27 protein-coding genes and 2 other annotated features are annotated in these 25,275 nt (G+C 43.8%); of the genes, 3 read left to right on the forward strand and 24 right to left on the reverse strand.

Going from position 1 to position 25,275, the window contains the following annotated elements:
• Positions 1-52 precede the first annotated feature (52 nt).
• Positions 53-175, forward strand: a complete 123-nt coding sequence (locus AC0OMU_RS14520) for a hypothetical protein (RefSeq protein WP_003229671.1) — start codon at positions 53-55, stop codon at positions 173-175.
• 120 nt (positions 176-295) lie between these two features.
• Here AC0OMU_RS14520 and rpmA read toward each other — a convergent pair whose 3' ends face one another.
• The 16 genes from rpmA to valS all read right to left on the reverse strand — a co-directional run bounded on the left by rpmA (position 296) and on the right by valS (position 14,721).
• Entirely contained in the window at positions 296-580 is a 285-nt protein-coding gene (rpmA, locus tag AC0OMU_RS14525; protein ID WP_003222623.1) for a 50S ribosomal protein L27, read from the reverse strand.
• A 12-nt stretch (positions 581-592) separates the two neighbouring features.
• On the reverse strand, positions 593-931 hold the full coding sequence (locus tag AC0OMU_RS14530; protein WP_003229669.1) for a ribosomal-processing cysteine protease Prp: 339 nt from the start codon (positions 929-931) through the stop codon (positions 593-595).
• Positions 932-933: 2 nt separating this feature from the next.
• Positions 934-1,242 carry a 50S ribosomal protein L21 gene (rplU, locus tag AC0OMU_RS14535; protein WP_003229668.1) on the reverse strand — a complete coding sequence of 103 codons (309 nt, stop codon included), beginning with the start codon at positions 1,240-1,242 and terminating at the stop codon, positions 934-936.
• Positions 1,243-1,255: 13 nt separating this feature from the next.
• Positions 1,256-1,331, reverse strand: a sequence feature (ribosomal protein L21 leader region).
• Positions 1,332-1,388: 57 nt separating this feature from the next.
• Positions 1,389-2,255: a stage IV sporulation intramembrane metalloprotease SpoIVFB gene (gene spoIVFB / locus AC0OMU_RS14540; protein WP_015483522.1), complete on the reverse strand. Its 867-nt coding sequence runs from the start codon at positions 2,253-2,255 to the stop codon at positions 1,389-1,391.
• A complete protein-coding gene (gene spoIVFA, locus AC0OMU_RS14545) occupies positions 2,248-3,042 on the reverse strand; it encodes a stage IV sporulation protein SpoIVFA (RefSeq protein WP_004398684.1) in 795 nt (264 codons plus the stop codon). Before spoIVFA ends, spoIVFB begins: the two co-directional genes overlap by 8 nt.
• A gap of 148 nt (positions 3,043-3,190) precedes the next feature.
• The gene (gene minD, locus AC0OMU_RS14550; RefSeq protein WP_004398624.1) at positions 3,191-3,997 is read right to left on the reverse strand and encodes a septum site-determining protein MinD; all 807 of its coding nucleotides are present in this window, start codon (positions 3,995-3,997) and stop codon (positions 3,191-3,193) included.
• Between the two features lies 1 nt (position 3,998).
• Entirely contained in the window at positions 3,999-4,679 is a 681-nt protein-coding gene (gene minC / locus AC0OMU_RS14555; protein WP_004398901.1) for a septum site-determining protein MinC, read from the reverse strand.
• Positions 4,680-4,731: 52 nt separating this feature from the next.
• Entirely contained in the window at positions 4,732-5,250 is a 519-nt protein-coding gene (mreD, locus tag AC0OMU_RS14560) for a rod shape-determining protein MreD (RefSeq protein ID WP_004398811.1), read from the reverse strand.
• Complete coding sequence (gene mreC, locus AC0OMU_RS14565) at positions 5,247-6,119, reverse strand: rod shape-determining protein MreC (RefSeq protein ID WP_003222609.1); 873 nt, start codon at positions 6,117-6,119, stop codon at positions 5,247-5,249. The genes mreD and mreC overlap by 4 nt, the downstream gene beginning before the upstream one ends.
• 30 nt (positions 6,120-6,149) lie before the next feature.
• Entirely contained in the window at positions 6,150-7,163 is a 1,014-nt protein-coding gene (mreB, locus tag AC0OMU_RS14570; protein ID WP_003229650.1) for a cell shape-determining protein MreB, read from the reverse strand.
• Between the two features lie 91 nt (positions 7,164-7,254).
• On the reverse strand, positions 7,255-7,950 hold the full coding sequence (radC, locus tag AC0OMU_RS14575) for a RadC family protein (protein WP_014480455.1): 696 nt from the start codon (positions 7,948-7,950) through the stop codon (positions 7,255-7,257).
• Between the two features lie 36 nt (positions 7,951-7,986).
• Complete coding sequence (locus AC0OMU_RS14580) at positions 7,987-8,556, reverse strand: Maf family nucleotide pyrophosphatase (protein ID WP_004398496.1); 570 nt, start codon at positions 8,554-8,556, stop codon at positions 7,987-7,989.
• Positions 8,557-8,708: 152 nt separating this feature from the next.
• Positions 8,709-9,707, reverse strand: a complete 999-nt coding sequence (spoIIB, locus tag AC0OMU_RS14585; RefSeq protein ID WP_063335537.1) for a stage II sporulation protein SpoIIB — start codon at positions 9,705-9,707, stop codon at positions 8,709-8,711.
• A 133-nt stretch (positions 9,708-9,840) separates the two neighbouring features.
• A complete protein-coding gene (locus AC0OMU_RS14590; protein WP_080344219.1) occupies positions 9,841-10,587 on the reverse strand; it encodes a prepilin peptidase in 747 nt (248 codons plus the stop codon).
• A 139-nt stretch (positions 10,588-10,726) separates the two neighbouring features.
• Entirely contained in the window at positions 10,727-12,019 is a 1,293-nt protein-coding gene (locus AC0OMU_RS14595; RefSeq protein WP_063335539.1) for a bifunctional folylpolyglutamate synthase/dihydrofolate synthase, read from the reverse strand.
• Between the two features lie 59 nt (positions 12,020-12,078).
• Entirely contained in the window at positions 12,079-14,721 is a 2,643-nt protein-coding gene (valS, locus tag AC0OMU_RS14600) for a valine--tRNA ligase (protein ID WP_017697542.1), read from the reverse strand.
• A gap of 59 nt (positions 14,722-14,780) precedes the next feature.
• Positions 14,781-15,003, reverse strand: a binding site (T-box leader).
• Positions 15,004-15,168: 165 nt separating this feature from the next.
• Here valS and AC0OMU_RS14605 point away from each other — a divergent pair.
• Positions 15,169-15,360, forward strand: coding sequence for a hypothetical protein (locus AC0OMU_RS14605; RefSeq protein ID WP_047182973.1), 192 nt, complete (start codon positions 15,169-15,171; stop codon positions 15,358-15,360).
• An 18-nt stretch (positions 15,361-15,378) separates the two neighbouring features.
• Here the strand turns inward: AC0OMU_RS14605 and cotN are convergent, their stop codons facing one another.
• The 8 genes from cotN to hemA form a co-directional block, all read right to left on the reverse strand.
• Positions 15,379-16,404, reverse strand: a complete 1,026-nt coding sequence (gene cotN / locus AC0OMU_RS14610; RefSeq protein ID WP_014480462.1) for a spore coat protein CotN — start codon at positions 16,402-16,404, stop codon at positions 15,379-15,381.
• A 32-nt stretch (positions 16,405-16,436) separates the two neighbouring features.
• Positions 16,437-18,164 carry a spore coat morphogenetic protein SpoVID gene (gene spoVID / locus AC0OMU_RS14615; RefSeq protein ID WP_474241258.1) on the reverse strand — a complete coding sequence of 576 codons (1,728 nt, stop codon included), beginning with the start codon at positions 18,162-18,164 and terminating at the stop codon, positions 16,437-16,439.
• 130 nt (positions 18,165-18,294) lie between these two features.
• Positions 18,295-19,587 (reverse strand): glutamate-1-semialdehyde 2,1-aminomutase, encoded by a 1,293-nt coding sequence (hemL, locus tag AC0OMU_RS14620; protein WP_015384279.1) that lies wholly within the window; start codon positions 19,585-19,587, stop codon positions 18,295-18,297.
• A gap of 29 nt (positions 19,588-19,616) precedes the next feature.
• Complete coding sequence (gene hemB / locus AC0OMU_RS14625) at positions 19,617-20,591, reverse strand: porphobilinogen synthase (protein ID WP_015483525.1); 975 nt, start codon at positions 20,589-20,591, stop codon at positions 19,617-19,619.
• A complete protein-coding gene (hemD, locus tag AC0OMU_RS14630; RefSeq protein ID WP_474241259.1) occupies positions 20,588-21,376 on the reverse strand; it encodes a uroporphyrinogen-III synthase in 789 nt (262 codons plus the stop codon). The genes hemB and hemD overlap by 4 nt, the downstream gene beginning before the upstream one ends.
• Positions 21,366-22,310, reverse strand: a complete 945-nt coding sequence (gene hemC / locus AC0OMU_RS14635; RefSeq protein ID WP_080030685.1) for a hydroxymethylbilane synthase — start codon at positions 22,308-22,310, stop codon at positions 21,366-21,368. The genes hemD and hemC overlap by 11 nt, the downstream gene beginning before the upstream one ends.
• Positions 22,311-22,342: 32 nt before the next feature.
• A complete protein-coding gene (locus AC0OMU_RS14640) occupies positions 22,343-23,173 on the reverse strand; it encodes a cytochrome c biogenesis protein (protein ID WP_003222575.1) in 831 nt (276 codons plus the stop codon).
• Between the two features lie 7 nt (positions 23,174-23,180).
• On the reverse strand, positions 23,181-24,548 hold the full coding sequence (hemA, locus tag AC0OMU_RS14645) for a glutamyl-tRNA reductase (RefSeq protein WP_004399038.1): 1,368 nt from the start codon (positions 24,546-24,548) through the stop codon (positions 23,181-23,183).
• Between the two features lie 229 nt (positions 24,549-24,777).
• On the opposite strand from hemA, the gene AC0OMU_RS14650 reads away from it, so the two are divergent.
• Entirely contained in the window at positions 24,778-25,275 is a 498-nt protein-coding gene (locus AC0OMU_RS14650) for a hypothetical protein (RefSeq protein ID WP_014477563.1), read from the forward strand.

Below are 25,275 nucleotides of genomic sequence, written 5' to 3' on the forward strand. Positions count from 1 at the left end.
CTTATTTAGGAGTCTGTATAAGTGTGTATTATGAATTATAACAGAGAAGGCTTTGTTAGAAAAACAATTGTTTTTCCCAGAAATATCATGTTCCTTTTTTCTGGCTTTGGTTGATTTGCAGCCAGGCAGAACATTTTATGTATTACTGCTTGGGGAACATATCCAGTGGGTTTGAGATGTTTATTCTCATTCTTGGCGGGGTCTGCTCGCACATACTCTGCATTTCATTCTAGGTGTTTACTCCGCATATTGCAAAAAAAACTCCAGTCATCATCGACCGGAGTTTTTTGAATCATTATTGAGCTACAGGATATACGCTCACTTTTTTGCGGTCACGGCCGAAACGTTCGAATTTAACAGTTCCGTCGATTTTCGCAAATAGAGTGTCATCTCCGCCGCGGCCCACGTTTTCACCTGGGTAAATTTTTGTTCCGCGTTGACGGTAAAGGATAGAACCGCCTGTTACGAATTGACCGTCAGCACGTTTAGCACCTAAACGTTTAGCCTCAGAGTCACGTCCGTTCTTTGTAGAACCTACTCCTTTTTTAGAAGCGAAAAACTGAAGATCTAATCTAAGCATGTAGCTCACCTCCTATATTATGTTTGTGGTCACACGCAAGTTGTCTTTGTAATCCCGTTCGATTGTCTCCAGCGAAACAATCATGCCTTCAATCAGCAGCTGAGCTTTTTGGCGTGCCTCTGGATCAAGAGATTCAGGGAATTCAAAATAAAAATAACCCCCGTCCTCCCCTATATCAAGAAGCGGCTCGAAGCCCGCGAGCACAATGACCGCGTTAACGGCTCCAAACACAACGGCTGTCACTCCGGCACAAACAAGATCTTGTCCATGTTCAGCAAAATTCGCATGGCCCGTCATTTCAAAAGACAATATGCCTTTATCATGAGACCTTCTGATTGTTGCCTGAATCATGCTTACGCGTTGATTTTTTCGATCGTCACTTTAGTGTAAGGCTGACGATGACCTTGTTTTTTATGAACGTTTTTCTTTGGTTTGTATCTGAAAACAGTGATTTTTTTCGCGCGGCCTTGTTTTTCAACTTTAGCCGTTACTGTTGCGCCTTCAACTGTAGGGTTGCCGACTTTCACGTTGTCTCCGCCAACAAACAAAACGTCTTCAAAAGTAACTGTTTCACCTGCTTCAGCAGCAAGTTTTTCGATGTAAACAGTTTGGCCTTCTTCAACTTTGATTTGTTTACCGCCTGTTTTAATGATTGCGTACATTCTCTGCACCTCCTATTAGACTAAGACTCGCCAGATACCAGGGGGCTGTAAAAGCTCTTAACACCTGTACTGAGCGGTTGTAGCAATGGTGCTACATCCATAACATTAAAAAATATACCAAAATACAAGGCGTTTGTCAATCAGTTTTAGTAGGGCAGCAGCAGTTCCTCCATGGAAGAATTCGTCCGCTTATCGGCAAAGTAAGCGTGCAGCACTTCATTCTCGTCAAGCTGGCTGAGCTTTTGGCCTGATTTTTCTATAATAATCGGATGCTTACAGCCACGTTTGAACTCGGCCATCACATGATAGACTTTATCCTCCGCCCTTACTGTCAGCGGCAGAAGTTTCTCAAGCTCCCTGTTTTTTCCGTAATACCTTTCGAGGAGAAATCTCACATGGGTATAGTGCCTTTGCCGATATTCCTCAAACAAGGAAACAGCCAGAAAGACAAACAAAACCCATGCGCTGATTTGCAGAGGAATCACGAATAAAACCCAGCACCCGAGCAACAGGCAGAAGCAGAGCGACGTTTTTAGATTAAGCCGGTGAGCCTTTTGAAAAGGCAGCTGTTTGGAAAACAACAAAAATAACAGTTTTCCTCCATCCAGCGGCCAGATCGGCAGTAAATTGACAAATAAGATAGAAAGATTATAAAAGGTGAAGAGTTCAAAGGTATGCTGATGAATCACTGAGACTTCTGCAAGCATCCAGGCGGCAAACTGAAGCCAGATGTGCTGAAGAGGGCCGGCAATAATAACCGCAAACTCTTCCTTTAACGGTCGATTCCCGTGCTCTTCCACTTCGACCGTTCCCCCAAACGGCAGCAAAAAAACACGCTTGATTCTCCAAGAAAAAAACACGGCCAGAGCAGCATGCCCCAGCTCATGAATCAATACAATCAGGAGCAGACATAATAATGCTTTCATATGGCCTGTGAGCAAGCCCAATGCCGCGATAATCCAAAGAAAAGGATGCACATGGATCTTTAAGATAAGGTCGAGCCATTTATTCAAATGAAATCACCTGAATCGGATCAATAAATTTATCGCCGTCTTTCATGGCAAAATAATAGACCCCTTTATTATGATCATCAAGCTTAATCGAACCGAGCTTTTTGCCTTTATCAACAAAATCATATAAAGCAACATCCACATCTTTGAGCTCGCCATAAATACTATAGGTGTTGTCAGCATGCTGCACCTTAACCGTCAGTCCCGTCTGGCTGTCTTTGCTGACTTCAACCACATAGCCTTCTTTTACACTATCAATCTTATCGCTGCTTGTTTCGACTTTAATTCCTTCCCCATTGTCCTGAAAATCCTGCTGTACTTTCCCGGATGCAGGCGCGATCAGATCTTTGCCTACTTCAATCTGCTGTTCCTTATTTTTGTGTTCAGGGGCCAGGAAAGCAAGCGGATTTCCGAATTTGGTTTCGAACCAATGGCTTGCTGAGGCAAATTGAAATTCAGTTTCAAAGGTTTTGGCTACGGCGGGTTTAATCTGACTGACGGGTCCAATGTTTGTTTTATAGGCTATAGCTGAAACGAGAACAAGGCAGGCCGACAGAAGACATTTCAGGATAATTGAATCTGTTTTCACCAATGGGTGTTTTCCGTTGAATGTTGGCATGTTATCTTCGTAGACCGGAAGTGTTCCATGCTTTTCCTGATCCGTTACCATCACCCAGGACGGGGGTTTCTGCTTTTCAGAAACTGTCTGAGTAGAGAAACGTTTTGAGCCGGAAAGCTGCTTTCTTCTTTTCTCTAATCGTTTTCTGATTTCATCTGCTCTGTGACTCATTGCCATCATCCTTTGCATTCGTTGGGTTTGTACATCATATGTCTTGTCCATGGCAAATATTCGGTTTAGTCAAGAACAAAGCAGGCAAAAACAAAAAAACCTGACATAGCATTTGCTTTGTCAGATTCTTCTCTTTGATTCTATCACATTAAGATCTTACTCCGAAAAATGACTTAATCTTAGCCATCATTCCTTTGTTTTGCTCTTCAAGCACCTGTAAAGGAACAGATTCACCTAAGATGCGGCGGGCAATATTGCGATATGCAATAGAAGCGCGGTTTTTCGGGTCCATCGCAATCGGTTCACCATGGTTGGAAGCTTTGATGACTTCATCATCATCAGCCACGATTCCTAGCAAATCGATCGACAAATGCTGTACGATTTCGTCGATATCCATCGTATCACCGTTTTTCATCAGGTGATTTCTGATTCTGTTAACAACGAGCCGCGGCGGTTCAATATTTTCCTCTTGCTCCAGCAGTCCTATAATACGGTCAGCATCACGAACAGCTGAGATTTCAGGCGTAGTGACCACAATCGCTTTATCAGCTCCTGAAACGGCATTTTTGTACCCTTGCTCGATTCCGGCAGGACAGTCTATGATGACATAGTCAAATTCCTGTTTAAGCTCTTGGACCATGTTTTTAATTTGTTCAGGAGCAACAGCTGTCTTATCGCTCGTTTGAGCAGCGGGCATTAAATAGAGCAGATCATCGAAACGTTTGTCTTTTACGAGCGCCTGATGCATTTTGCATCTGCCCTCTACAACGTCTACCAGATCGTAAATAATTCTATTTTCAAGACCCATTACAACATCAAGGTTGCGCAGTCCTATATCAGTATCTACTAAGCATACGCGCTTCCCTAAAATGGCTAAGGCGGTACCGAGGTTCGCAGATGTTGTTGTCTTACCTACTCCGCCTTTTCCCGAAGTTATTACGATAGCCTCACCCAATTCACATTCCTCCCTCAAGCCTTGTTAGATCAGGTCTTAAATGAGCCAAATGTTGAAGGCGTTCAATGACCATATTTCCGTCTGTATCTAAATAAGCACATTCCATTTCGTTCCCTTTTTGAATGTGGTCTGGGGAGCGATTTAACACATGATTGATTCTTAATTGTGTCGGAAGCATTTCAGAGGCGGCGATGACCGCTTGATTATTTCCATTAAATCCGGCATGCGCGATTCCTTTCAGTGAGCCCAGAACAAAAATGTTCCCTCCGGCCCTGACTGTTCCGCCGGGATTCACGTCACCGATCAGGAGCAAGTCGCCTTTTACCTGCAGCACTTGGCCTGAACGGACAATTTTTGATACAGAAATAATTTCGGCTTCCTCTCTTATCTGCTGTGCTTCTTTTTTAGTAATGACTTCACTGTCAATAGAATGAACAAACAAATCTTTCTTTGACGCAATCAATTCGGTCAGCTGTTCCTCTTGCTCCTTATATAAAAAGCGATTTCCCAGCTTAACATGGACGCTGATTTTCTGGCCTTTTCCATCGGTATATTGTTCAATTGACAGCATATTCTGAAGACCATCGAGTAGCTCATCAAAAGAACACGCATCATCCAGATGCAATGTTAGTCCATTCTTTGTTCCTTTTATTGTTACATATTGCTGCTTTTTGGTCTTCACAATATTCACCTCAACAACATACTCATTTCGTCAAAAAAAGATAAAATCCTTTTTACTCATCTCTCAATTCTTTCTTTAGACTCATAAAAAACAATCTAAATGGCAGAACAAGAATAAGAGCTGCTGCAATATTTAATAAAATTGTCGGTATAAACCGGTCAAGCACAAATCCGTTAAACGTCATTATGTCTTTATGAATCAAAGACTGAATGCCGAATACGTAAAATTCGAGCAGACAGACAGCGAGAACTGCTATCAATATCACTACAAATGCGTTTGTATGCAACACTTTAAACGCTTTTGAAGCCAAATAGCATAGCCCTGCAAAACCAAACATGTAAACGCCTAATAGACTTGTATAGTTCATGTCATATAGAAAACCAAAAATAAATCCGTAAATCATCGCGTGTTTTTGGTTGATAAAAGCCGACATGAATATCAATACAAGCATCAAAAAACGCGGGGCGAGCACTTGGTCATCTGTAACGAAAGGAAAATGCACCAAATCTGTAAAAATGCTTTCCGCAGAAAAAACAAGCATCATAACGAAAGGGAGAAGGAAACGTTTCACGATCCTTCCTCCTCTGTATCGACAGTCGGCACGTCACGGTTAACAACGATCACATTATTTAAATCGGTAAGGTCAGCCGCAGGTTTTACATAAGCAACCTTCGTTAGTCCATAGGAATCTGACTCGATATCAGTCACTTCACCGATTGTCAGCCCTTCTGGGAAAACACCGCCTGTCCCTGATGTTTCAATAAGATCGCCTTTTTTCACGTCTTGTTTATCCTTACGCTCAATAATTGTCATCTTAAGACGTTTTTTCTCTTTGTCATATCCTTCGATCAAGCCGTAGCCTTTGCTTCCTTTTTTTCCGGAAATTTTCGTCGCGACTCTGTTATTGCGGTCAGTATCGCTTAAAAGCTGAACAGTAGACGTAAAATTATTAAGTCCGGAACTTTTGATCTTGCCGATTAATGCGCCTTTTTCGTTTGTAACGGCCATATCTTTCGCTACGTTTTGCTGAGTCCCCTTGTTAATGGTGACCTGTTTCGCCCAATTATCAGGGCTTCTGGCGATGACCGTTGCTAAAATCGGCTTGTAATCTTTAATCGATTTGACATGGCCAAGCTCGTCTCGCAAGGATTTGTTTTCTTCTTCAAGCTCTTGAAGCTTGGCTTCATATTGTGTCTGTCCGTCAAGCTTTTCTCTTAGACGCTCGTTTTCTTTGTATGTGTTTTTTAAATCATTGATGTTCTCAAATATTCCTGCAAAAAATTCGGCAGGCGTATGAAAAATATTTTGAAATACTCCCGTCGTATCGCCGATCACTTTCTCAGGCCAGGTGGTATTGCGGCCGCCCTTCAGCGAAAATCCAATCATAGCCACCAATATGATAATACACAGAAGTAATAGCATTAACCGCTTATTCGGCATCGTGTTACACCTCTTCTATTGAACTCCCGATTATCTAGTTTTCCCTTTGAAAAGATGGATGTGCTCCAGTGCTTTCCCTGTTCCGATCGCTACACAATCAAGCGGATCTTCGGCGATAAGGACCGGCATTTTCGTTTCTTCGCTGATGACTTTGTCCAAATTGCGCAAAAGCGCTCCGCCGCCGGTTAACACTATACCTCTGTCCATGATATCTGCTGCAAGCTCAGGCGGTGTTTTTTCGAGTGTGCTCTTCACTGCTTCGACAATTGTAGATACAGTGTCGCGTAGAGCATTAGAAATCTCTTTTCCTGTAATTTCAATTGTTTTCGGCAGACCTGTGAGCAAATCGCGTCCGCGGATTTCCATGTTGTCGGATTCTTCAGGAGCTTCTGCAGATCCGATTTCCATTTTAATCGCTTCAGCCGTACGGTCACCGATCATCAGGTTGTACGTTTTTCTGATGTAGTTGATAATCGCGTCATCCATCTCATCACCGGCTACACGGATTGACTGAGACGTTACAATGCCTCCGAGGGAAATAATCGCAACTTCTGTCGTACCGCCCCCGATATCAACAACCATGCTTCCAGTTGGTTCCCAAACTGGCAGATTGGCTCCGATTGCTGCGGCAAAAGGCTCTTCAATCGGATACGCGTCACGCGCTCCAGCCTGTCTTGTCGCATCGATAACAGCGCGTTCTTCAACAGCTGTAATGCCTGATGGGACACATACCATTACATATGGTTTTCTGGCAAACATGCCTTTATTTTTTATGGCCTGATTGATGTAATATTTCATCATCGTCGCCGTTGTTTCATAATCAGCGATAACGCCGTCTTTCATCGGGCGAAGAGCCACCACGTTGCCCGGTGTCCGTCCAATCATATTTTTCGCATCATTTCCGACAGCGACAATCGATTTCGTATCCGTCTGCAAAGCGACAACTGACGGCTCTCTCACAACAATTCCTTTTCCTTTTACAAAAACAAGCGTATTCGCAGTTCCAAGATCTATACCAAGGTCTCTAGCACCAATTCCAAACATATGTATGTATCTTCCTTTCTTAAAGCAAAAATACCCTAAAGGGAAAAACTCATAAACTCTATTATAGCTTAATTCGACGAAAAAAAAAGTGTTACAAATATCCTTTTTCCTTTAAACTCACAAATTTTTTATCCCCGATCACCAAATGGTCAAGCAGCTCGATGCCAATCAGGTTTCCGCATTCAAACAGCCGTCTTGTCACTTCAATATCTTCCCTGCTCGGCGTCGGATCTCCAGAAGGATGATTATGAACACAAATAAAGGAGGCGGCAGATCGTTTAAACGCTTCTTTAAACACCTCTCGCGGGTGGACAATAGATGAATTCAGGCTTCCGATAAATACGGTGCGTTTATGGATGACTTGATTTTTTGTATTTAAGTATAAACAGACAAAATGCTCCTGGGTTAAAAAGCGCATATCCTCCATGACAAGATTAGCGCCGTCTTCCGGGGAGCGAATAACGAAATGTTCTTCGTTGGCTAATTTATGAATCCGGCTTCCAAGCTCAACTGCAGCCAGTATTTGAATCGCTTTTACCATACCGATTCCCGGGATGCTTGACAGCTCTTCAACCGATGCTTCCTTGAGCAGGCGCAGCCCGTCAAATGAGCGCAGCAGCCGGTTTGACAGGTCCAAAACAGATTCGTGTTTAGTCCCTGTCCGCAATAATATAGCCAAAAGTTCATGGTTCGCTAAGTTCTCGGCTCCGACTTTCAGAAGCCGTTCTCTTGGCTTTTCTTTGATTGGGAAATCTTTGAGTTTTAATGGCAGATCGTGTATGACCAAGCACTCCTTTTCTTTCCCTTCCCGTTTATAGAACCGTCATGCCCTTATATCAAAATGGCGAAGAGCTCTCATTGTTTTTGATATAGGAAGGCCCATGACTGAATAATAATCTCCGTCTATTTTCTTTACAAAAAGCGCGCCTCTTCCTTGGATGCCGTATGCACCTGCTTTATCCATCGGCTCTTTTGTTTCAATATACGTCCAAATCTCTTCTTCACTGAGGGACCAAAACGCAACTTCTGTCTTATCATAAAAAGTCTCGCTGTGATTTTCAGCTTGAATGCTGACCGCGGTTATTACTGAGTGACTTCGGCCTGAAAGCCTCCGCAGCATAGAAGCAGCTTCTTCTTGATCCTGCGGTTTGCCAAGACATTCGCCGTCAAGGCATACCATTGTATCAGCACCGATAACGATTGCATGCGGGTGGAGATCAGCTACAGCCTTAGCTTTTTGTTTTGCCAACCATTGGACGTTTTCTTCTGGTGAAAAGTTTCGATTTAATTTTTCTTCTACTTCACTGACAATAATGGAGTAGGGCAGCTGGAGAAGATCGAGGAGTTCTTTCCTGCGCGGAGATTGTGATGCAAGTATTAGCGGTTTTGTCATGTTCGTCATCCTTTCAGGGTTTGCTTAAGAAAAAAAGATACTCGTTTATCCTACCAAATCACGAGGCTTGTCACAATTTCAGAAAAATAACTTTTTCATGACAAAATAAAAAAAGCCTGTCACTAAAGGACGAAGGCTCAGGGCACTATCTCTTATTTTACGACGGCTAACAGCTCCTGCTGAGCCTTCCACCCGGCTTCAGCACTTGGATCCTCTAATTCCTTTAAAGCCTGCAAAATCGCTTTTTTCTCTTCTGTTTCTGACGCTTTTGTTTCACCAAGCGACTTTTCTATTTTCTCTATACTCGCTTTTGTAATGTCTTCGCCGAGAATCGCCTTTGCTGCAACTTCCGCTGTTTCCTTAAAAGAATCTGTCATATCTGACTCTATTGATAAAGAAAGCTCCTTGCCTCCCCAGGCTTCAAAATCACTGTCGATTAAAACCTGTCCTAACTGCTGTGAGACATCCTTATCACTGGCTAAGCCCGCGATGACATACGTATACCCGTCATCCTTTGACAGTGACACGGCGGAATATCCTTTTTCGGTCAATTGTTCTGTTAACGTTTCGGCACCCTTTTCATTTGAAAATTTTCCGGCTTGTACAGCGTATGTTTTATATGTACCTTCAGTTTGCGCCGCTTGTTTTTCTGTGCCTGAAGTTTGTTTTTCAGTTGAAGTATCCCCTGCTTTTGCCGCTTGGCTGCCTAAAGAATCCTCTAAAGAGGCCGGTGCTGACGCTTCTTTATTCCCCGATATGTTTAACGCGAATAACCCTAATCCAGTGCCAATGACAGCCGCGAAGGCAATCGTCGCGGCCACTCTTTTTACCGGTTTGGCAGCCCCGGTCTTTCCTTTTGCATAAAGCTTTGTTTTTTTCTTTTGAAAAGGAGGAACAACTTTTGGATCCTCTTTAAACACCTTGTCCTCCTCGGAATCCCAATTGAATTCATCTTCATCAGGATGTTCCTGGGATGCCGCAACCTCTTGTTCTGCCTGTCTTTTTTCCTCCCAATTTGAAAATGTCATGCTTTTATCCGCCTCTGTCTCAGGCGTCTCTTGTTCGTAAACCGTCTCTTCTTTTCCATTAATCGTCACCTTGAGGGCTTTTTCTGCGGCTTTACTGTTTTTTTTATTCTTTCTTTTTTTCAATTCCGCTTCCTCCCTTCATTTGCTTGACCGTTCTTGTCGGCTTTTCATGCTACACACTTTAGCACAGGCAAAGAAAAAAAGAACAAGACTTTTGTCGCCTTGTCCAAAAAACGTTCGTCAAATTTTTCAGCAGTCAGCCCAATGCCATTTTGATATAAAAAGAAATGATAGAGTCACCGTATAAATAGGCTAAAATGCTCCCTGCGGCTATAGCGGGGGCGAAGGGAAGCGGCTGCCTTTTAGCGAGTCTACCAGTCAGAACAGCTGCCGCTCCATATAATGCACCTATCAAAACAGAAAAGAAAAAGGCAGCTGCCAGCATTTTCACACCAAGCACAAAGCCAATCACCGCAAATAATTTAATATCTCCTCCCCCTACTCCCCCATGGGTGATTGCGGCAATTACAGCCAGAAATAGAAATCCGGCTGCCGCACCTAACAGGCCTGCATACCAGGAATCAAGCGGAGAAATCAATCTCGCGGCCGCCAAAAAGGGAAGAAAGAAAATCAATATTCGATTTGGAATCAGCATAAAATGAAGATCTGTCACTGCAACAATAATGAGAAGAGAGATAAACACCAGAGCGGGAAACAGTTCCAGCGACGTGCCAAAGCGTATTCCTGCGGCGGCAAATAAACACGCTGTCACAAGCTCTGCTGCGGGATACATAAAAGAAATCCTATGCCCGCAGCTTTTACATTTACCTTTTTGAATTAGGAATGACAGGATGGGAATTAATTCTGCAGGAGTTAATGTCCGCCGGCAAAACGGGCATGATGAACGGGGCGCAATAATAGATAGATGTAAGGGGATACGGCACCCGGCCGTATAGTAAAAAGAACCAAGGATAAGCCCGAAGATAAAAAGAATGGATAGCATAGACAACACACCTTTACTCATTGAGTTCTGGTATGGATTGTAGCAAAATGAGCATCCTGAGCTCCAATTGGGGATATTCAATTTTACACATAAAAAAAACGGCAGAATCTTTTTTTGATTCTGCCGGAGCCGGATGCTTTTATTTCAACCTTTTGCGAATGTCAGAAATAAAGTAAAGAGATCCGGTAATCAGCACAATTTCATTTGAGCCCTTTTTACTTTCTATGAATTTGATCACATCGTCTGGATCTTCACTCCAGCTTTTATTGCTGATTTCACTTGCATCATAGAGATCTTTTGCAAGAGAAGCACGCGGGAAATCAAAAGAAGCAAAATGAATCGCATGAGCAATGGTTTCCAGTCTTTTAATCATGTTCTGATACGGTTTGTCCTTTAACGCGCTAAACACCACAGAAATGCGTGAATTGGCGAAACGCTGCTTCATCGTTTCCGCCAGCTTTTCGACACCTTCTTCGTTATGCGCACCGTCTAAATATACCGGAGGATGCTCCTGAACAAGCTCTAACCGTCCCGGCCAAGCAGCATTCACAAGCCCTCTCCTTAACGCTTCGTCACTGATATGGGCAATATTCTCCTTATTGAGCCACTCCGCTGCCAAAATGGACAAAGCAGCATTTTGTCTTTGATGGGTGCCAATCAGAGATGTCCGAATATCTTCATAGCATTTCTCTTCCGTTTTGAATGAAAACTGTTCTCCTGCAGGCAGAGCCTCTTCATTGAAAATAACACATGCATCATGCAATGACTGGAACGGCGCAGCATGCCGTTGAGCTTCATGGCGGATGACCTGTAAAGCTTCCGGCTGGGTAACTGCTGTAACGATTGGAATACCTTCTTTAATAATACCGGCCTTTTCTCCTGCAATTTCTTCAATGGTGTTTCCCAAAATGTTCATATGATCGTGTCCGATGCTTGTAATCACAGTTAAGAGCGGTTCAACCACATTAGTAGAATCGAATCTACCGCCCAGACCTGTTTCAAAAATAACAAAATCGACCTTATGAAACTCTGCGAAATATAAAAATGCACAAGCTGTCATAATTTCAAATTCTGTCGGCTGTCCGTATTCCGTTTGATCAAGGGCTTCAACGTGCGGTTTCATTTGATTGACAAGTGCTGTCCATTCCTCATCTGAAATCGGTATCCCGTTTACGCTGATCCGTTCATTAAACGTAATAATATAAGGCGATGTAAATGTTCCAACCGTATATCCGGCTTCCTGCAGCATAGAACGGATAAAAGCGACAGTTGATCCTTTACCGTTTGTTCCTGCGACGTGGAACGCCCGGATTTTTTTTTCAGGATGTCCTAACCGCGCCATCAGCTGTTTCATTCGGCCAAGTCCGGGCTTCACCCCGAATTTCAGCCTCCCGTGAATCCAGCTGCGCGCATCTTGATATGCAGTAAACAATGATAATCCCCTCTTTTATGAGACAAGGCGGTTTCTCTAGAAACCGCCCCGGCTTTTCATTAACCCTTCAGCTCAGCCATTCGTTTTTGAACAGCGTCACGCTTCGCCACATAATCTTTTTCTTTTTCACGTTCTTCATCAATTACGTGTGCAGGCGCTTTTTTCATAAATCCTTCATTTCCAAGTTTCTTTTGGACACGCTCAACTTCTTTTGTCAGTTTATCAAATTCTTTTTGCAGACGGGCAATTTCTTCATCAATATTGATTAAGCCTTCAAGCGGAAGAATAACCTCTGCTCCTGAGACAACGGCCGTCATCGCCTTATCAACAGCCTCAATATCGGTGCCGATTTTAAGCACGCTCGGATTCGTAAAACGTTCAACATATGAACGGTTCGCTTCGAGGCGGGCCGCTATTTCGTCTGTGCTTGTTTTAATATATAGTTCAACCTGCTTGCTCATTGGCGTATTGACTTCACTGCGGATATTACGCACAGAACGGATCAGCTCAACAAGAAGCTTCATGTCAGCTGCCGCTTCAGTATCGGTATGCTCCGGCACTACTACAGGCCATTGACTTACTGTAATCGATTCCCCTTGGTGAGGAAGGTGCTGCCAAATTTCCTCCGTTAAGAATGGCATAAACGGATGGAGCAGACGCATCGTTTGATCAAGTACGTAAGCAAGGATGGAACGGGTAGTTTTCTTAGCCGCTTCGTCTTCTCCATAAAGCGGAAGCTTCGCCATTTCAATATACCAATCACAGAAATCGTCCCAAATAAAGTTATATAAATGGCGTCCTACTTCACCAAATTCATATCGGTCAGCAAGCTGGGTCACGTGCTCGATCGTTTCATTTAATCGCGTTAAAATCCACTTGTCAGCGACTGACTTTTCGCCTGACAGATCAAGTTCATCGTACGTCATGCCATCCATATTCATTAATGCAAAACGGGAGGCGTTCCAAATTTTATTGGCAAAATTCCAGGTCGATTCCACTTTTTCATAGCTGAAGCGCAGATCCTGGCCAGGAGAGCTTCCAGTCGCAAGGAAATAACGCAGAGAATCGGCTCCGTACTTGTCAATCACATCCATCGGGTCGACACCGTTGCCAAGAGATTTACTCATTTTCCGGCCTTGCTCGTCACGGATTAAGCCGTGGATTAAAACATCTTTGAACGGGCGCTCGCCTGTAAATTCAATGCCTTGGAAAATCATGCGTGATACCCAGAAGAAAATGATATCGTACCCTGTCACGAGAACATCTGTCGGATAGTAGCGTTTAAAGTCTTCAGCCGTTACATCAGGCCAGCCCATTGTGGAGAAAGGCCATAGCGCAGAACTGAACCATGTATCCAGTACGTCTGTATCCTGTTCCCAATTTTCGCTGTCTTCCGGCGCTTCAAGCCCGACATATAGCTCGCCTGTTTCTTTATGATACCAAGCAGGAATACGATGGCCCCACCACAATTGACGGGAGATACACCAGTCGCGGATGTTTTCCATCCAGTGTAAATACGTTTTTTCGAAACGGTCAGGCACAAAGTTGACCTTTTCTTCTTTCTTTTGCAGCTCAATCGCTGCATCAGCAAGCGGCTGCATGCGCACAAACCATTGTGTAGAAAGATAAGGCTCCACAACAGCCCCGCTTCGTTCACTATGGCCGACAGAGTGCATATGATCCTCGATCTTGAAGAGAACTCCCGCCTCCTGTAAATCTTTCACGAGCTTTTTGCGGCATTCAAAACGATCCATACCTTGATATTGCAGAGCATTTTCATTCATCGTGCCATCTTCATTCATGACAAGAATGCGTTCTAAATTGTGGCGGTTGCCAAGCTCGAAGTCGTTCGGATCATGAGCAGGCGTAATTTTCACGGCACCTGAACCAAATTCCATATCAACATAGTCATCACCGACAATCGGAATTTCACGATTTACAATCGGCAGGATCACCGTTTTTCCGATAAGGTGTTTATAGCGCTCGTCTTCAGGGTGAACGGCAACAGCTGTATCACCGAGCATTGTTTCAGGACGTGTCGTCGCAATTTCAATTGAGCCTGAACCGTCAGCAAGCGGATAGCTCATATGATAGAACGCGCCTTGAACATCCTTGTAAATCACCTCAATGTCGGATAGGGCTGTTTTTGTCGCTGGGTCCCAGTTAATAATATATTCGCCTCTGTAGATCAGGCCTTTTTCATAAAGCTTAACGAATACTTCTCTTACCGCTTTGCTCAATCCTTCATCCAGCGTAAAACGTTCACGGGAATAATCTAGGCCAAGACCTAATTTCGCCCACTGGCTGCGAATAAAGTCAGCATATTCTTCCTTCCACTTCCACGTTTCTTCGAGGAATTTTTCACGGCCTAAATCGTAGCGGGATTTGCCTTCTTCACGAAGTTTCGCCTCCACTTTAGCCTGTGTCGCGATGCCGGCGTGGTCCATGCCTGGAAGCCACAGCACATCATAGCCCTGCATGCGTTTCATTCTTGTTACAATGTCTTGCAGCGTTGTGTCCCATGCGTGGCCAAGGTGAAGTCTTCCTGTTACGTTTGGCGGCGGGATGACAACAGAGTATGGCTCTTTTGTCTGGTCACTGCCCGCTTCAAAAAATTTGCCTTTTAGCCAAAAATCATATCGGTCTTTTTCAACCGCTGCCGGATCATATTTCGTCGGCATTGTTTGTTCATTCGTTTCCATCATAACCCTCCAGCATGTTTAAAAATGGCTGAGAACGAAAAAAGAGCTCTTCATCCCTGTAAAAGGACGAAAAGCTCTTTCGCGGTACCACCTTTTTTCATGAACTCTATCAGTTCATGCACTTATAACGGATAACGGGTGTTTCCCGAATTTCTCTACTCTTCTTTCAAGAAATTATGCTCCCGGGCGACCTTCCAATCAGACAACATAAGAAGCCTTTCAGCAAACGGCTTCTCTCTCTGCATGCGCCTTTTTTGTACTCTTCCCGTTCTAAGCAGGTGTATTTATCAGCTCATTGTATACATTATTTATGTTCTTTATTATAGTAAAAGTGTTTTTGATTCGTCAATCATCTTTTCCAAAAACACCGCTTTCTATACAGATGGGCAGGCACCTATTGCCCAAGTTTACATATGATGCTTGTAAATGCGTAGAGGAGGATGCACCGTGAAGAAACGTTTCAGCTCTTATTCGCTGCCGCCATGGGTAAGGCAACTTCGGCTTGTATCCGCACAAGTGATTATTCCCATTACGATTTTTCAAGGAATCAGAACCATTTTCTTTCCGACAACCTTTGATGTTTTGCTGCTCGCAATCCTAATCTTTTTAGCTTGCGCCCTTCATTTAGAATGGATATAAACAAACAAGTCCGCGCCATTAAGACGTGGACTCGTTTTCAGCCTGAAATTTTTTCTCTTGTTCAATCTGATGAATTTTCATCACAAACGGCTCTATGTTTTTCATTTGCCAATAAGCCTTTAATAATTGTGTACATTCCTCTTTTTCATGCTGTCTTTTCCCAGTTTGATAACCGTTCAGCACCTTGTACATGGCTGCCGGATATGCCATATAGCTGAGAAAAAGGCTGACTTCCGCTTCACGCAAAGGGAATGATTTCGTATATCCATAAAACCATTCGACGCATTCCGGACAAGCTTTCGGAAAGCCTCTGAACATTTTTGTATAAAAGCCGAGCAGGTCGTTTTGCGGCGGACCGACAGATGCTCTTTCGAAGTTTGTAAAATATCCGGTCCCAGCATCATTATACAGAAAATGGTGTATAGACAGGCTGCCGTGGTTCATTACAACCCGTGAAACGTCCTTTTCCTTTGCAGACTCATACCAGTCCTCCAACCGTTCCAGCGCAAAATTCACCGCGGAAATGGTTTCTGAAAAATAGGTTATGGCCTGGAGTTCAAAAGGAGAAAGGTACCATTCCTTCTCCGCTCTATCCACAAACTGCTCATAGAAAATTTTATCTTGTTCCCACTTTTTTTTCGTTTGCCCGTAATAACGTTCAATCTCATCACGTCTAACCTTTAGTTCCTGTGCAGTTCTCTCGTGAAGACGGGCTGTTTCTCTAAATAAATAAGCATGCTTCTGATCCCGCTCTTCCTCTTGGTCAAATTGGAGCCAAGGCATTAAATAGTAGGTATCTCCGTATTGTATGCCTGCTGAGAAAAACTCACCGCTATTTGTTCTGTAAACGGGAACGAATGAACGAAAGCCTTTTTCCTCAATCGCCACCATATGATCTGTAAAATGCTTGCCGCGCCCCTCTTTCAATTTTTTCAGGGCAAATATGCCGTAGTCTGTATACACTTTCCAAACAAGAGGACTGACAGGCTCAATAAATTGAGCAGTCAGTCCGTATTCCTGAAGAACCGATTGGGTATCTTCCATTTCATTCACCACATTTTCCGATCACTTACGGTTTACGCATGGCTATTTTTATATTGAGGAATATAGAGAATCTGTCCTGCTTTTAATTCATCATCCAAGGCTAAAGAATTCATCCTGATCAGCTGCTGAGATGTAATTTCATACCGTTCGCATAAACGCTCGATCGTATCTTCCTGCTGCACAATACAAATTTTCATTCTCGAAAACTCATCCGCTTCTTTTGTAAAGAGTTTTGTTAAATAAAGAGAATTATCACTTTCCTTTGTTTGAGGTTCCTTCGTTTCAGCAGCAGGAGCAACCCTAGGAACAGCATCCGTTTCCTTCCTTTCAGTCTCAGAAGATTCAGGCAGCTGGAAGGATTGAAAAGGTGTTTCTTCCTTAGGCTCTTCAGCTGATGGTGTTTTTCTCACTTCAATTTCGAAGCTCTCTTCCTCTTGTTCTTCCTCCTCCAGCAGCTTAGGCGCTGAATAAAAAGAATCCTCCTCTTCTTGTTCAGGCGGGAAGGTACGGTATGCCGGTTCAGGCAATTCTTCTTGAGATGCCTCCTCCGAGCTTGTTTTTTGGTTGAAATGGAAATGTAAATCGGCTTTGTCATTCTCCACATATACAGCTGAAGCTGTTTCTCTGCTATCTTCTATGGAGAGAGCGGCCTCTGATACAATCTCCAAAGCTTCATCCGGTTCCGCCTCTTCTTGGCAAAGCGCAGGATCAGCCTGATCCGATTGAGCTGCTTCTTCATTTTGAGCCTCTTGGCGCAGCGCATATTCATGATTGGGAGACACTGTTGTTTCCGTTTTTTCCTCAGCAATCACAGTCTCTGAATGAAGCTCAGCTTCCAAAGCAGGCGATTCTTCTGCTCCAGCGTGTTCACGAAGCTCAGTCTCCGCTGGAGCGTCTGCTTCTTCACGAACATCCGCTATTGCAGATGCCGGCTCTGCCGTTTCTTTTTTTGCTTTAACGATCTCTTGAATCTCTATTTCTGAAGGATCAGGTTCTGGCTCAGATTCTTCTGTTTCCGATTCAGCACGAACCTCCGTTTCCGGCACAGCAAGCTCTTCTGACTCGTCTTCCTCTTTCACATCTTCTCTGGCCTCTGGTTCTGAAGCAACCGATTCAGGCGGCTCAGATTCTGCTTTTTCTGTCTCCAGTTCTTCACGGAGCCCCGCTTTCGAGATAAAAAGTTCTGGCGGTTCGGCTGGCGGTTCATGCTGAATAACTGCTTCCTCTGCCGATGATGCACCCGGTTCTTCTACTACACTATGTGCCGGCGGCTCTGAAAGCTCTTCCTCCCTGAATGCCGCAGGAGCTTCATATAAAGGTATCTCCTGCTCTTTGTCTTGCGTATCATCCAAAAGCCCTTCGATCGCTAAATCAGCTTGAATTGTTAAAATGCGCGAATCCGTCAATTGATAGTCAAATGCGTCAATAAAGACGAAGACATCCTGTAAATGGCTCACTTTATTTTTCGGAATGGTAATATCCACAGGAAAACAGTGAGTCAGTTCCGCACTTCCATCCTCTCTCTTTCTGACTTGTTCAACAAACCGCTTATCTGTATAAATCTCTTCGGTATGTTTGTTTTGATCTATGTTGTACTCACCTGTAAGTTCAAGCGATCCTATGATTGATACATAATCATTTACTTCCTGAACCCTAATATCAGGATCTAATGAAATAGAAAGCAGTTCAGAAACTTCCTGTCCTTTTTGGAAACAGATCGATTCTTCTACAGAAAATTGCAATCGATGATTTTGCGGCAAGTTCATATCCTCCTTTCATCTAATCCTTAAAATTAGATGTCACTAAAGGTGTATGTATGAACTGGAGAAAATATGAGTGGGAGAGCACGAAAAAACCGGCACAAGGAGTCCTTGATACCGGTTTTCACTCTTATCTGCGGCTGATCTCAGCAAATACTTTCTCAGCTGCCTGGATTGTGTTTTCAATATCTTCATCAGTATGGGCCGTTGAGAGGAAAAGACCTTCGAATTGTGATGGCGGAAGGAATACCCCTTCATTTGCCATCCCCTTATAATAGCTTGCGAACAGCTTCAAATCAGATGATTTCGCTGTTTCATAATTGATGACTGGTTCGTTTGTAAAGAAGAAACCGATCATCGAACCTGCACGGTTAAAGGTATGCGGAATGCCATGAGCCTCGGCGGCTTTTGAAATTCCTTCTTCCAGTCTGTCGCCTTTTTTGATGAAATTCTTGTAGGAATCAGGTGTCAGCTGTTTCAATGTCTCTAAGCCAGCCGTCATTGCAAGCGGGTTGCCTGACAATGTACCAGCTTGATAGATCGGACCGCTTGGAGCGATCTGCTCCATGATTTCTGCCTTTCCGCCATAGGCCCCGACAGGAAGTCCGCCCCCAATTACTTTTCCTAAACAAGTCAGATCAGGCGTTACGCCGAAGTAGCCTTGAGCGCAGTTATAATCGACCCGGAAGCCTGTCATCACTTCATCAAAAATCAGCAGGGAGCCGTACTGCTCAGTGATATCACGCAGACCCTGCAGGAAACCTTCTTGCGGCGGAACAACACCCATATTTCCGGCAACTGGCTCTACAATGACTCCCGCAATGTCTTCACCGAATTGCTGGAAAGCAAGCTTTACACTTTCTAAATCATTGTACGGAACGGTGATGGTGTTTTTCGCAATGCCTTCAGGCACCCCCGGGCTGTCAGGCAGACCGAGAGTGGCAACACCTGAACCAGCTTTAATCAAGAGAGAATCGCCGTGCCCGTGGTAGCAGCCCTCAAATTTTAAAATCTTGTTGCGCCCTGTATAGCCCCTTGCCAAACGGAGGGCACTCATTGTAGCCTCTGTTCCGGAGCTTACCATTCGTACAATTTCTACAGATGGCACACGATCAATGACGAGCTTAGCCAGTTCATTTTCCACTTCAGTCGGAGCACCGAAGCTTGTCCCGTATTCAGCCACTTTTTTGAGACTTTCTACGACACGGTCATTTGTATGCCCTAAAATTAAAGGCCCCCATGACAAGACGTAGTCAATATATTCATTCCCGTCAATATCAAAGATTTTCGAGCCTTTTCCGCGTTCCATAAAAATCGGGTCCATGTCTACCGATTTAAATGCGCGAACGGGACTGTTCACACCGCCCGGCATGAGTTTTTGCGCTTCTTTAAAAGCCGTTTTTGATTTTTCATAGCTTCTCATCTGCCTCAACTCCTGTCAACTGAATAAAATTACTCCGCAAGCCATTTCGCTGCGTCTTTCGCATGATACGTAATAATCAGGTCGGCACCCGCGCGCTTCATGCTTGTCAAAATTTCCAACACAATTTCTTTTTCTTTGATCCAGCCGTTCTGCGCTGCAGCCTTCACCATTGAATACTCTCCGCTTACATTATAAGCGACGAGCGGCAAAGTAAACTCATTTTTTACGTCACGCATGATATCCATATAAGAAAGCGAAGGTTTGACAATCAAAAAGTCCGCGCCTTCCTCGACATCTGATTGTGCTTCGCGGAGTGCCTCCATACGGTTGGCAGGGTCCATCTGATATGTTTTGCGGTCTCCGAATTGCGGTGTGCTGTTTGCTGCATCACGGAACGGACCGTAAAACTCGCTAGAATATTTCACAGCGTAAGACATGATGGGAATATTGACGAATCCTTCTTTATCAAGTGCTTCTCTGATCACTGTAACAAATCCGTCCATCATGTTTGATGGCGCAATGATATCCGCACCTGCTTTCGCTTGGCTGACAGCTGTCTGCGCCAAAAGCTCCAGCGATTCATCATTGAGGATGACCCCGTCTTTGACAAGTCCGCAATGGCCGTGGTCTGTATATTCGCACAGGCACGTGTCAGCGACAACAACCATTTCAGGGAAGTGTTCTTTAATTTCTGTGATGGCTTTTTGGACAATTCCGTGATCATGGTACGCTTGTGTTCCGCAATCATCTTTTTCTTCCGGGATGCCGAACACGATAACAGATTGAATGCCCAGTTTGACCAGCTCCGCTACTTCATCCTTCAATAAATCTAATGATACATGGTAAACATCAGGCATTGACGGAACAGCTTTTTTGCCTTCCAGACCTTCAACGACAAAAATCGGATAAATAAAATCTGATGGATGCAAACGTGTTTCCTTTACCATTTCTCTCATTGCTTTTGATGTCCGCAGGCGGCGGTGTCTATTAAATGATTGACTCATATTCTCTCTTCCTCTCTTGACATGCTGCACATTAACTCAAGCATGCCATCTATTGTAAATGTATCAGGCGTATGCGATGTGATGCCGTACGTCAGAAGGGCATCACTTGTTAAAGGCCCAATGCTGATACAGGCCGTCCCATTCGCCTTCCACTTTTTTAATTCTTCTCCCAAGACATGCATAAACGTATGTACGGTTGATGAACTCGTAAATGTTACATAGTCAAAGGAATATTGACCCGCAGCGTCTTTCAGTGCCTCAATGCCTTCTTCATCCGGAATCGTTTCGTAGAGAACCCATTCCTTTACTTCAAAACCGAGCGGGACAAGCTCTTGTTTTATCACATCACGTGACAAATTCCCTTTCATCACGGTAATGGGCTCCCCCGGTTCAGCATGCTGCTTAAGAGCGTCAGCCAATTGTTCAGCAATATACTCCTGTGGCATCACATCAACCGATACGTTATGCGTTTTTAAACGGCGGGCGGTTTTTTCACCGACGGCTGCAATTTTTTTATGCGCAGGGAGAATAAGCTGATTTTCCTTCAGATAAGAAAAAAAGAAGTCTGCCCCGTTCACACTTGTAAAAACAAGCCAGCCTGGCGCGGCAAGATCCTCTCTTACCTGTTCCGCAACATCATTCGGCAAAGCGCGGCGAAACGTAATCAAAGAGGTTAAAACCGCTTTACCGCCAAGCGCCTCCACTTTTTGCTGAAATGATGCTGCCTGTGCCTTATTCCGGGTGACAAGCACTGTTTTTCCTTTCAACGGAAAATCATTTTCCATCCTCATCAAGCTCCCGTTTTACACGATCAATTAAATCTTTTGCTCCTTTGTCAGCCATAAGAGCGGCACAGCGCTTTCCTACTTCCTCCGGATCGTTTCCGGTGACGGTTTCTTTAAAAATGATTTTGCCGTCAGGTGAAGCGACAAGACCTGTCATTTCAATTTCATCCTGTCCATTTAACACGGAGTAGCCTGCGATCGGAACCTGGCAGCCGCCCTCCATCGCGTTTAAAAAAGCACGTTCCGCTAAGACAGTCCGTTTTGTATATTCATCTGTAAACTGAGAAAACAACGCCAACAGCTCTTCATCCGATTCTCGGCACTCAATCGCCAGTGCTCCCTGCCCCACAGCAGGCAAACAGCGCTCAGGCTCAAGGAATTCGGTTACGACATCTTGCTTCCACCCCATTCTAGAAAGGCCGGCTGCCGCTAAAATAATCGCGTCATAATCCTCTGTTTCCAGCTTTTGAAGTCTTGTATCTATATTACCTCTAATCCATTTAATTGTAAGGTCAGGGCGCTCAATCAAAAGCTGCGCGCTTCTTCTTAAACTGCTTGTGCCAATGACAGCACCTTCCTTCATTTCTGAAAGCTTTACGCGATTCTTTGAAATAAGGGCATCACGAGGATCTTCCCGTTCAGGAATACAGCCGATCACAAGGCCTTCAGGCAAAACAGCAGGCATGTCCTTCATGCTGTGCACTGCCATATCAATCTCTTCGTTTAAAAGCGCCTGTTCAATTTCTTTGACAAACAGCCCTTTTCCACCCACTTTTGAGAGTGTAACATCGACAATCCGGTCGCCCTTTGTCACGATCTCTTTAATTTCAAAAGCAAACAAAGGATTGATTTCCTTCAGTTTTTGAATAACCCATTTTGTTTGAGTCATAGCGAGTTTGCTTCGTCTGGAACCTACTTTAATCGTTCTCATCATTTCTTTCCTCCCGAATCTGCTTGGGACATCGTTTAACTGAACCAATGGAATTGCGACAGGCTTCCAAGCAGGAAATAATTGATCATCAGCACCAGAAAACAAGCCGTATTCCACAGTGCAGCGACCTTTCCTTGCAGCTCTTTAATCAGCCTGATATAAAGATAATAGCTGTACAGCAGCAGGACGACAAACGAACCAAGCACTTTGGCGTCAAACCAATACAGCGTTTCTAGTGAGACATATGCCCAAATGACGCCGAGAATCAAACTCAGCAGCAGCATCGGAACCCCAATGACATTTAAAACATACGCCATATAATCAAGCTTAGATAAATCTTCTATTCTCAACAGCCATTTTCCCCACTTTTTCTTTTTCAGCAGATGATATTGAAACATATATAGCACAGAAAAAACGAAAGAAAGGGAAAAAGCGCCGTATGAAAGAATCGCCATTGTAATATGGATCACCAAAAGCTCGGATACAAGCTGCCCGGAAAAAGCAGCTGACTGCTGCTCTGTCGGTGAAAATGTGTGAATGGCGATCATAGAAAATCCTATAACATTTGTAAAAAACACGATAAAGTCAACACGTAAAAGCTTTGTCAGTACAAGTGACAGCGTGACAAGCACCCAGGCATAAAAATAAAGCGCCTCCGTCACATTTAATACGGGAAACCGCCCCGTCACCCACATAAAATAGGCTAAATACACGGTTTGCAGAGTCCAGACAATAGAAAGCAACCAGAAGGCCATTTTTCCAGCCTTCCGGTTGTGTTGAAGAAAATCTATAAAATAAAAGAGTACACTTAACGCGTAAATGACGATTGTCCCCTCATTAAGTCTTGCCATTGCAGTATCAATCATTCAGCTTTCACTCACTTACAAGTGGGCTAAAGCCCGCTTTTGATTCAGCCTTCTTAAAAGAGTGGACCTTCTGGCTGCTTTCAACGGTTTTCATCATTTGACGGCCCGCAGCTTCTTCAATATCAAAAATCTGCATAAACAACGCGAGCTTTTCTTCAGAATCAGCATCTGCCGCAAGCTCTTTCACCTTTAAAATCGGATCACGAAGCATTTGGTTAATAATACTTTTGGTGTGTTTGTTCAACAGTTTTTTCTCTCTTGTGCTTAAGTGAGGCAGCTTACGCTCGATGCTGTCCATCGTTTCTGACTGGATGGCAAGCGCCTTTTCGCGCAATGCAGAAATAACCGGCACAACACCAAGTGTATTCATCCATTGTTTAAATTCCACAATGGTTTCTTCAATTAACAGTTCAACTTTTTCAGCTGTTTCTCTCCGTTCTTTCATGTTCGCTTCTACAATGCCTTCCAGATCGTCGATATCATAAAGAAAAACACCTTCAAGATCATTCAGCGCCGGATCAAGATCTCTAGGCACGGCAATGTCCACCATAAACAGCGGACGTCCCTTGCGAAGCTTATTCGCGTTTTCCATCATCTCTTTGGACACGACAAATTCACTTGCACCGGTTGAACTGATTAAAATATCAGCCTCCGCAAGCGCGCTTTCAAGCTGATTCAAGCTTCTCGCTTCACCTGAGAAACGGTCTGCAAGCTCCTTCGCTTTCAAGTATGTTCGGTTAATGACAGTGACCTTGCCGATTCCCTGTCCGTGCAGGTTTTCCGCAGCAAGCTCGCCCATTTTTCCCGCACCGAGAATCAATATGTGCTTGCTTGAAAGATTCCCGAAGATTTTTTTAGCAAGTTCAACTGCAGCATAGCTTACTGACACCGCATTTGAGCCAATGTCTGTTTCGGCGTGAGTCCGTTTGCCCACTGTAACCGCCTGCTTAAACAGCTCATTAAAAATAGTCCCGATCGTTTTTTCTTGCTGAGCTGTTTTAAAGCTGTCGCGTACCTGTCCGAGAATCTGCGTTTCGCCAATCACCATAGAGTCAAGTCCGCAGGCTACACGGAATAAATGCTCAACAGCGGCATCGCTCTCATAAAACGTTAAGAACGGTGACAGCTCTTCTTTGCTTAATTGAAACCAATCAGCTAAAAACTTTTTTATATAATAACGGCCGGTATGAAGCTGGTCGACTACCGCATAAATTTCAGTGCGGTTGCAGGTTGAGACAATGATGTTTTCAAGAATGCTTTTCTCTTCTTTCAGCTGCACCATTGCTTCTGCCAGCTCATTCGGCTGAAAACTTACTTTTTCACGTATCTCAATAGGGGCGGATTTATAATCTACTCCCACAACAAGTATATGCATCGCTCTAATTACACCCCCAACACCGAATCTTAATTTATAATCATTCTAACATAGAACTCATTATTTATAATAATTATAACATAGTTTCTTTCACAAAATGTGAACAGATTTTAAAATTCTTATGCTATATTAGAAAAAGCTTCAGGGAAAAGAAGCATTCCTATTGACAATACCAAAAACAGCAGAAATTTACTACACATCAGCTCTAAAAAACAAGAAGGTGATATGCATGAAACAAAAATCAATTTTATTCCCTTGTCTGCTGCTTGCCGCTTCTGTATATGCATGGCTAGAAAGCGGCCAAGCCGAACTGTTTTCAGGGCAGGATCAATGGCCTGTTCTCCTCATGCTGTTAGGCGCAGCCTTTGTATATCAAGGAAAAAAAGAAGCCGTTACACCCCATTTCTTCATCGGTTTACTTCTCTTCGGGATCGGTTTACACTTTTTTGCCAAGCCGAAATGGGTATGGTGGCCGGATGATTTTGAAATGCTCCTCTTTATGATCGGCTTCTCACTTCTCGTTTCAGCCGTTCAAAAAAAAGAATATGTATATGAAGCTGTGTCGATGATTTGTTTTTCCCTGTTTTTGTACTTTTTTAAACAAATTATGGCATGGCTTGAGTCTGCGCATATTCCAACAGCGCTTCTGAAGGAGTATTGGCCGTTTGTCTTTATTGGAATTAGTTTATTGTTATTATTGATAAAACGAAAAAAATCTATACGATAA

This window comes from Bacillus sp. FAU18 (genome assembly GCF_056033885.1).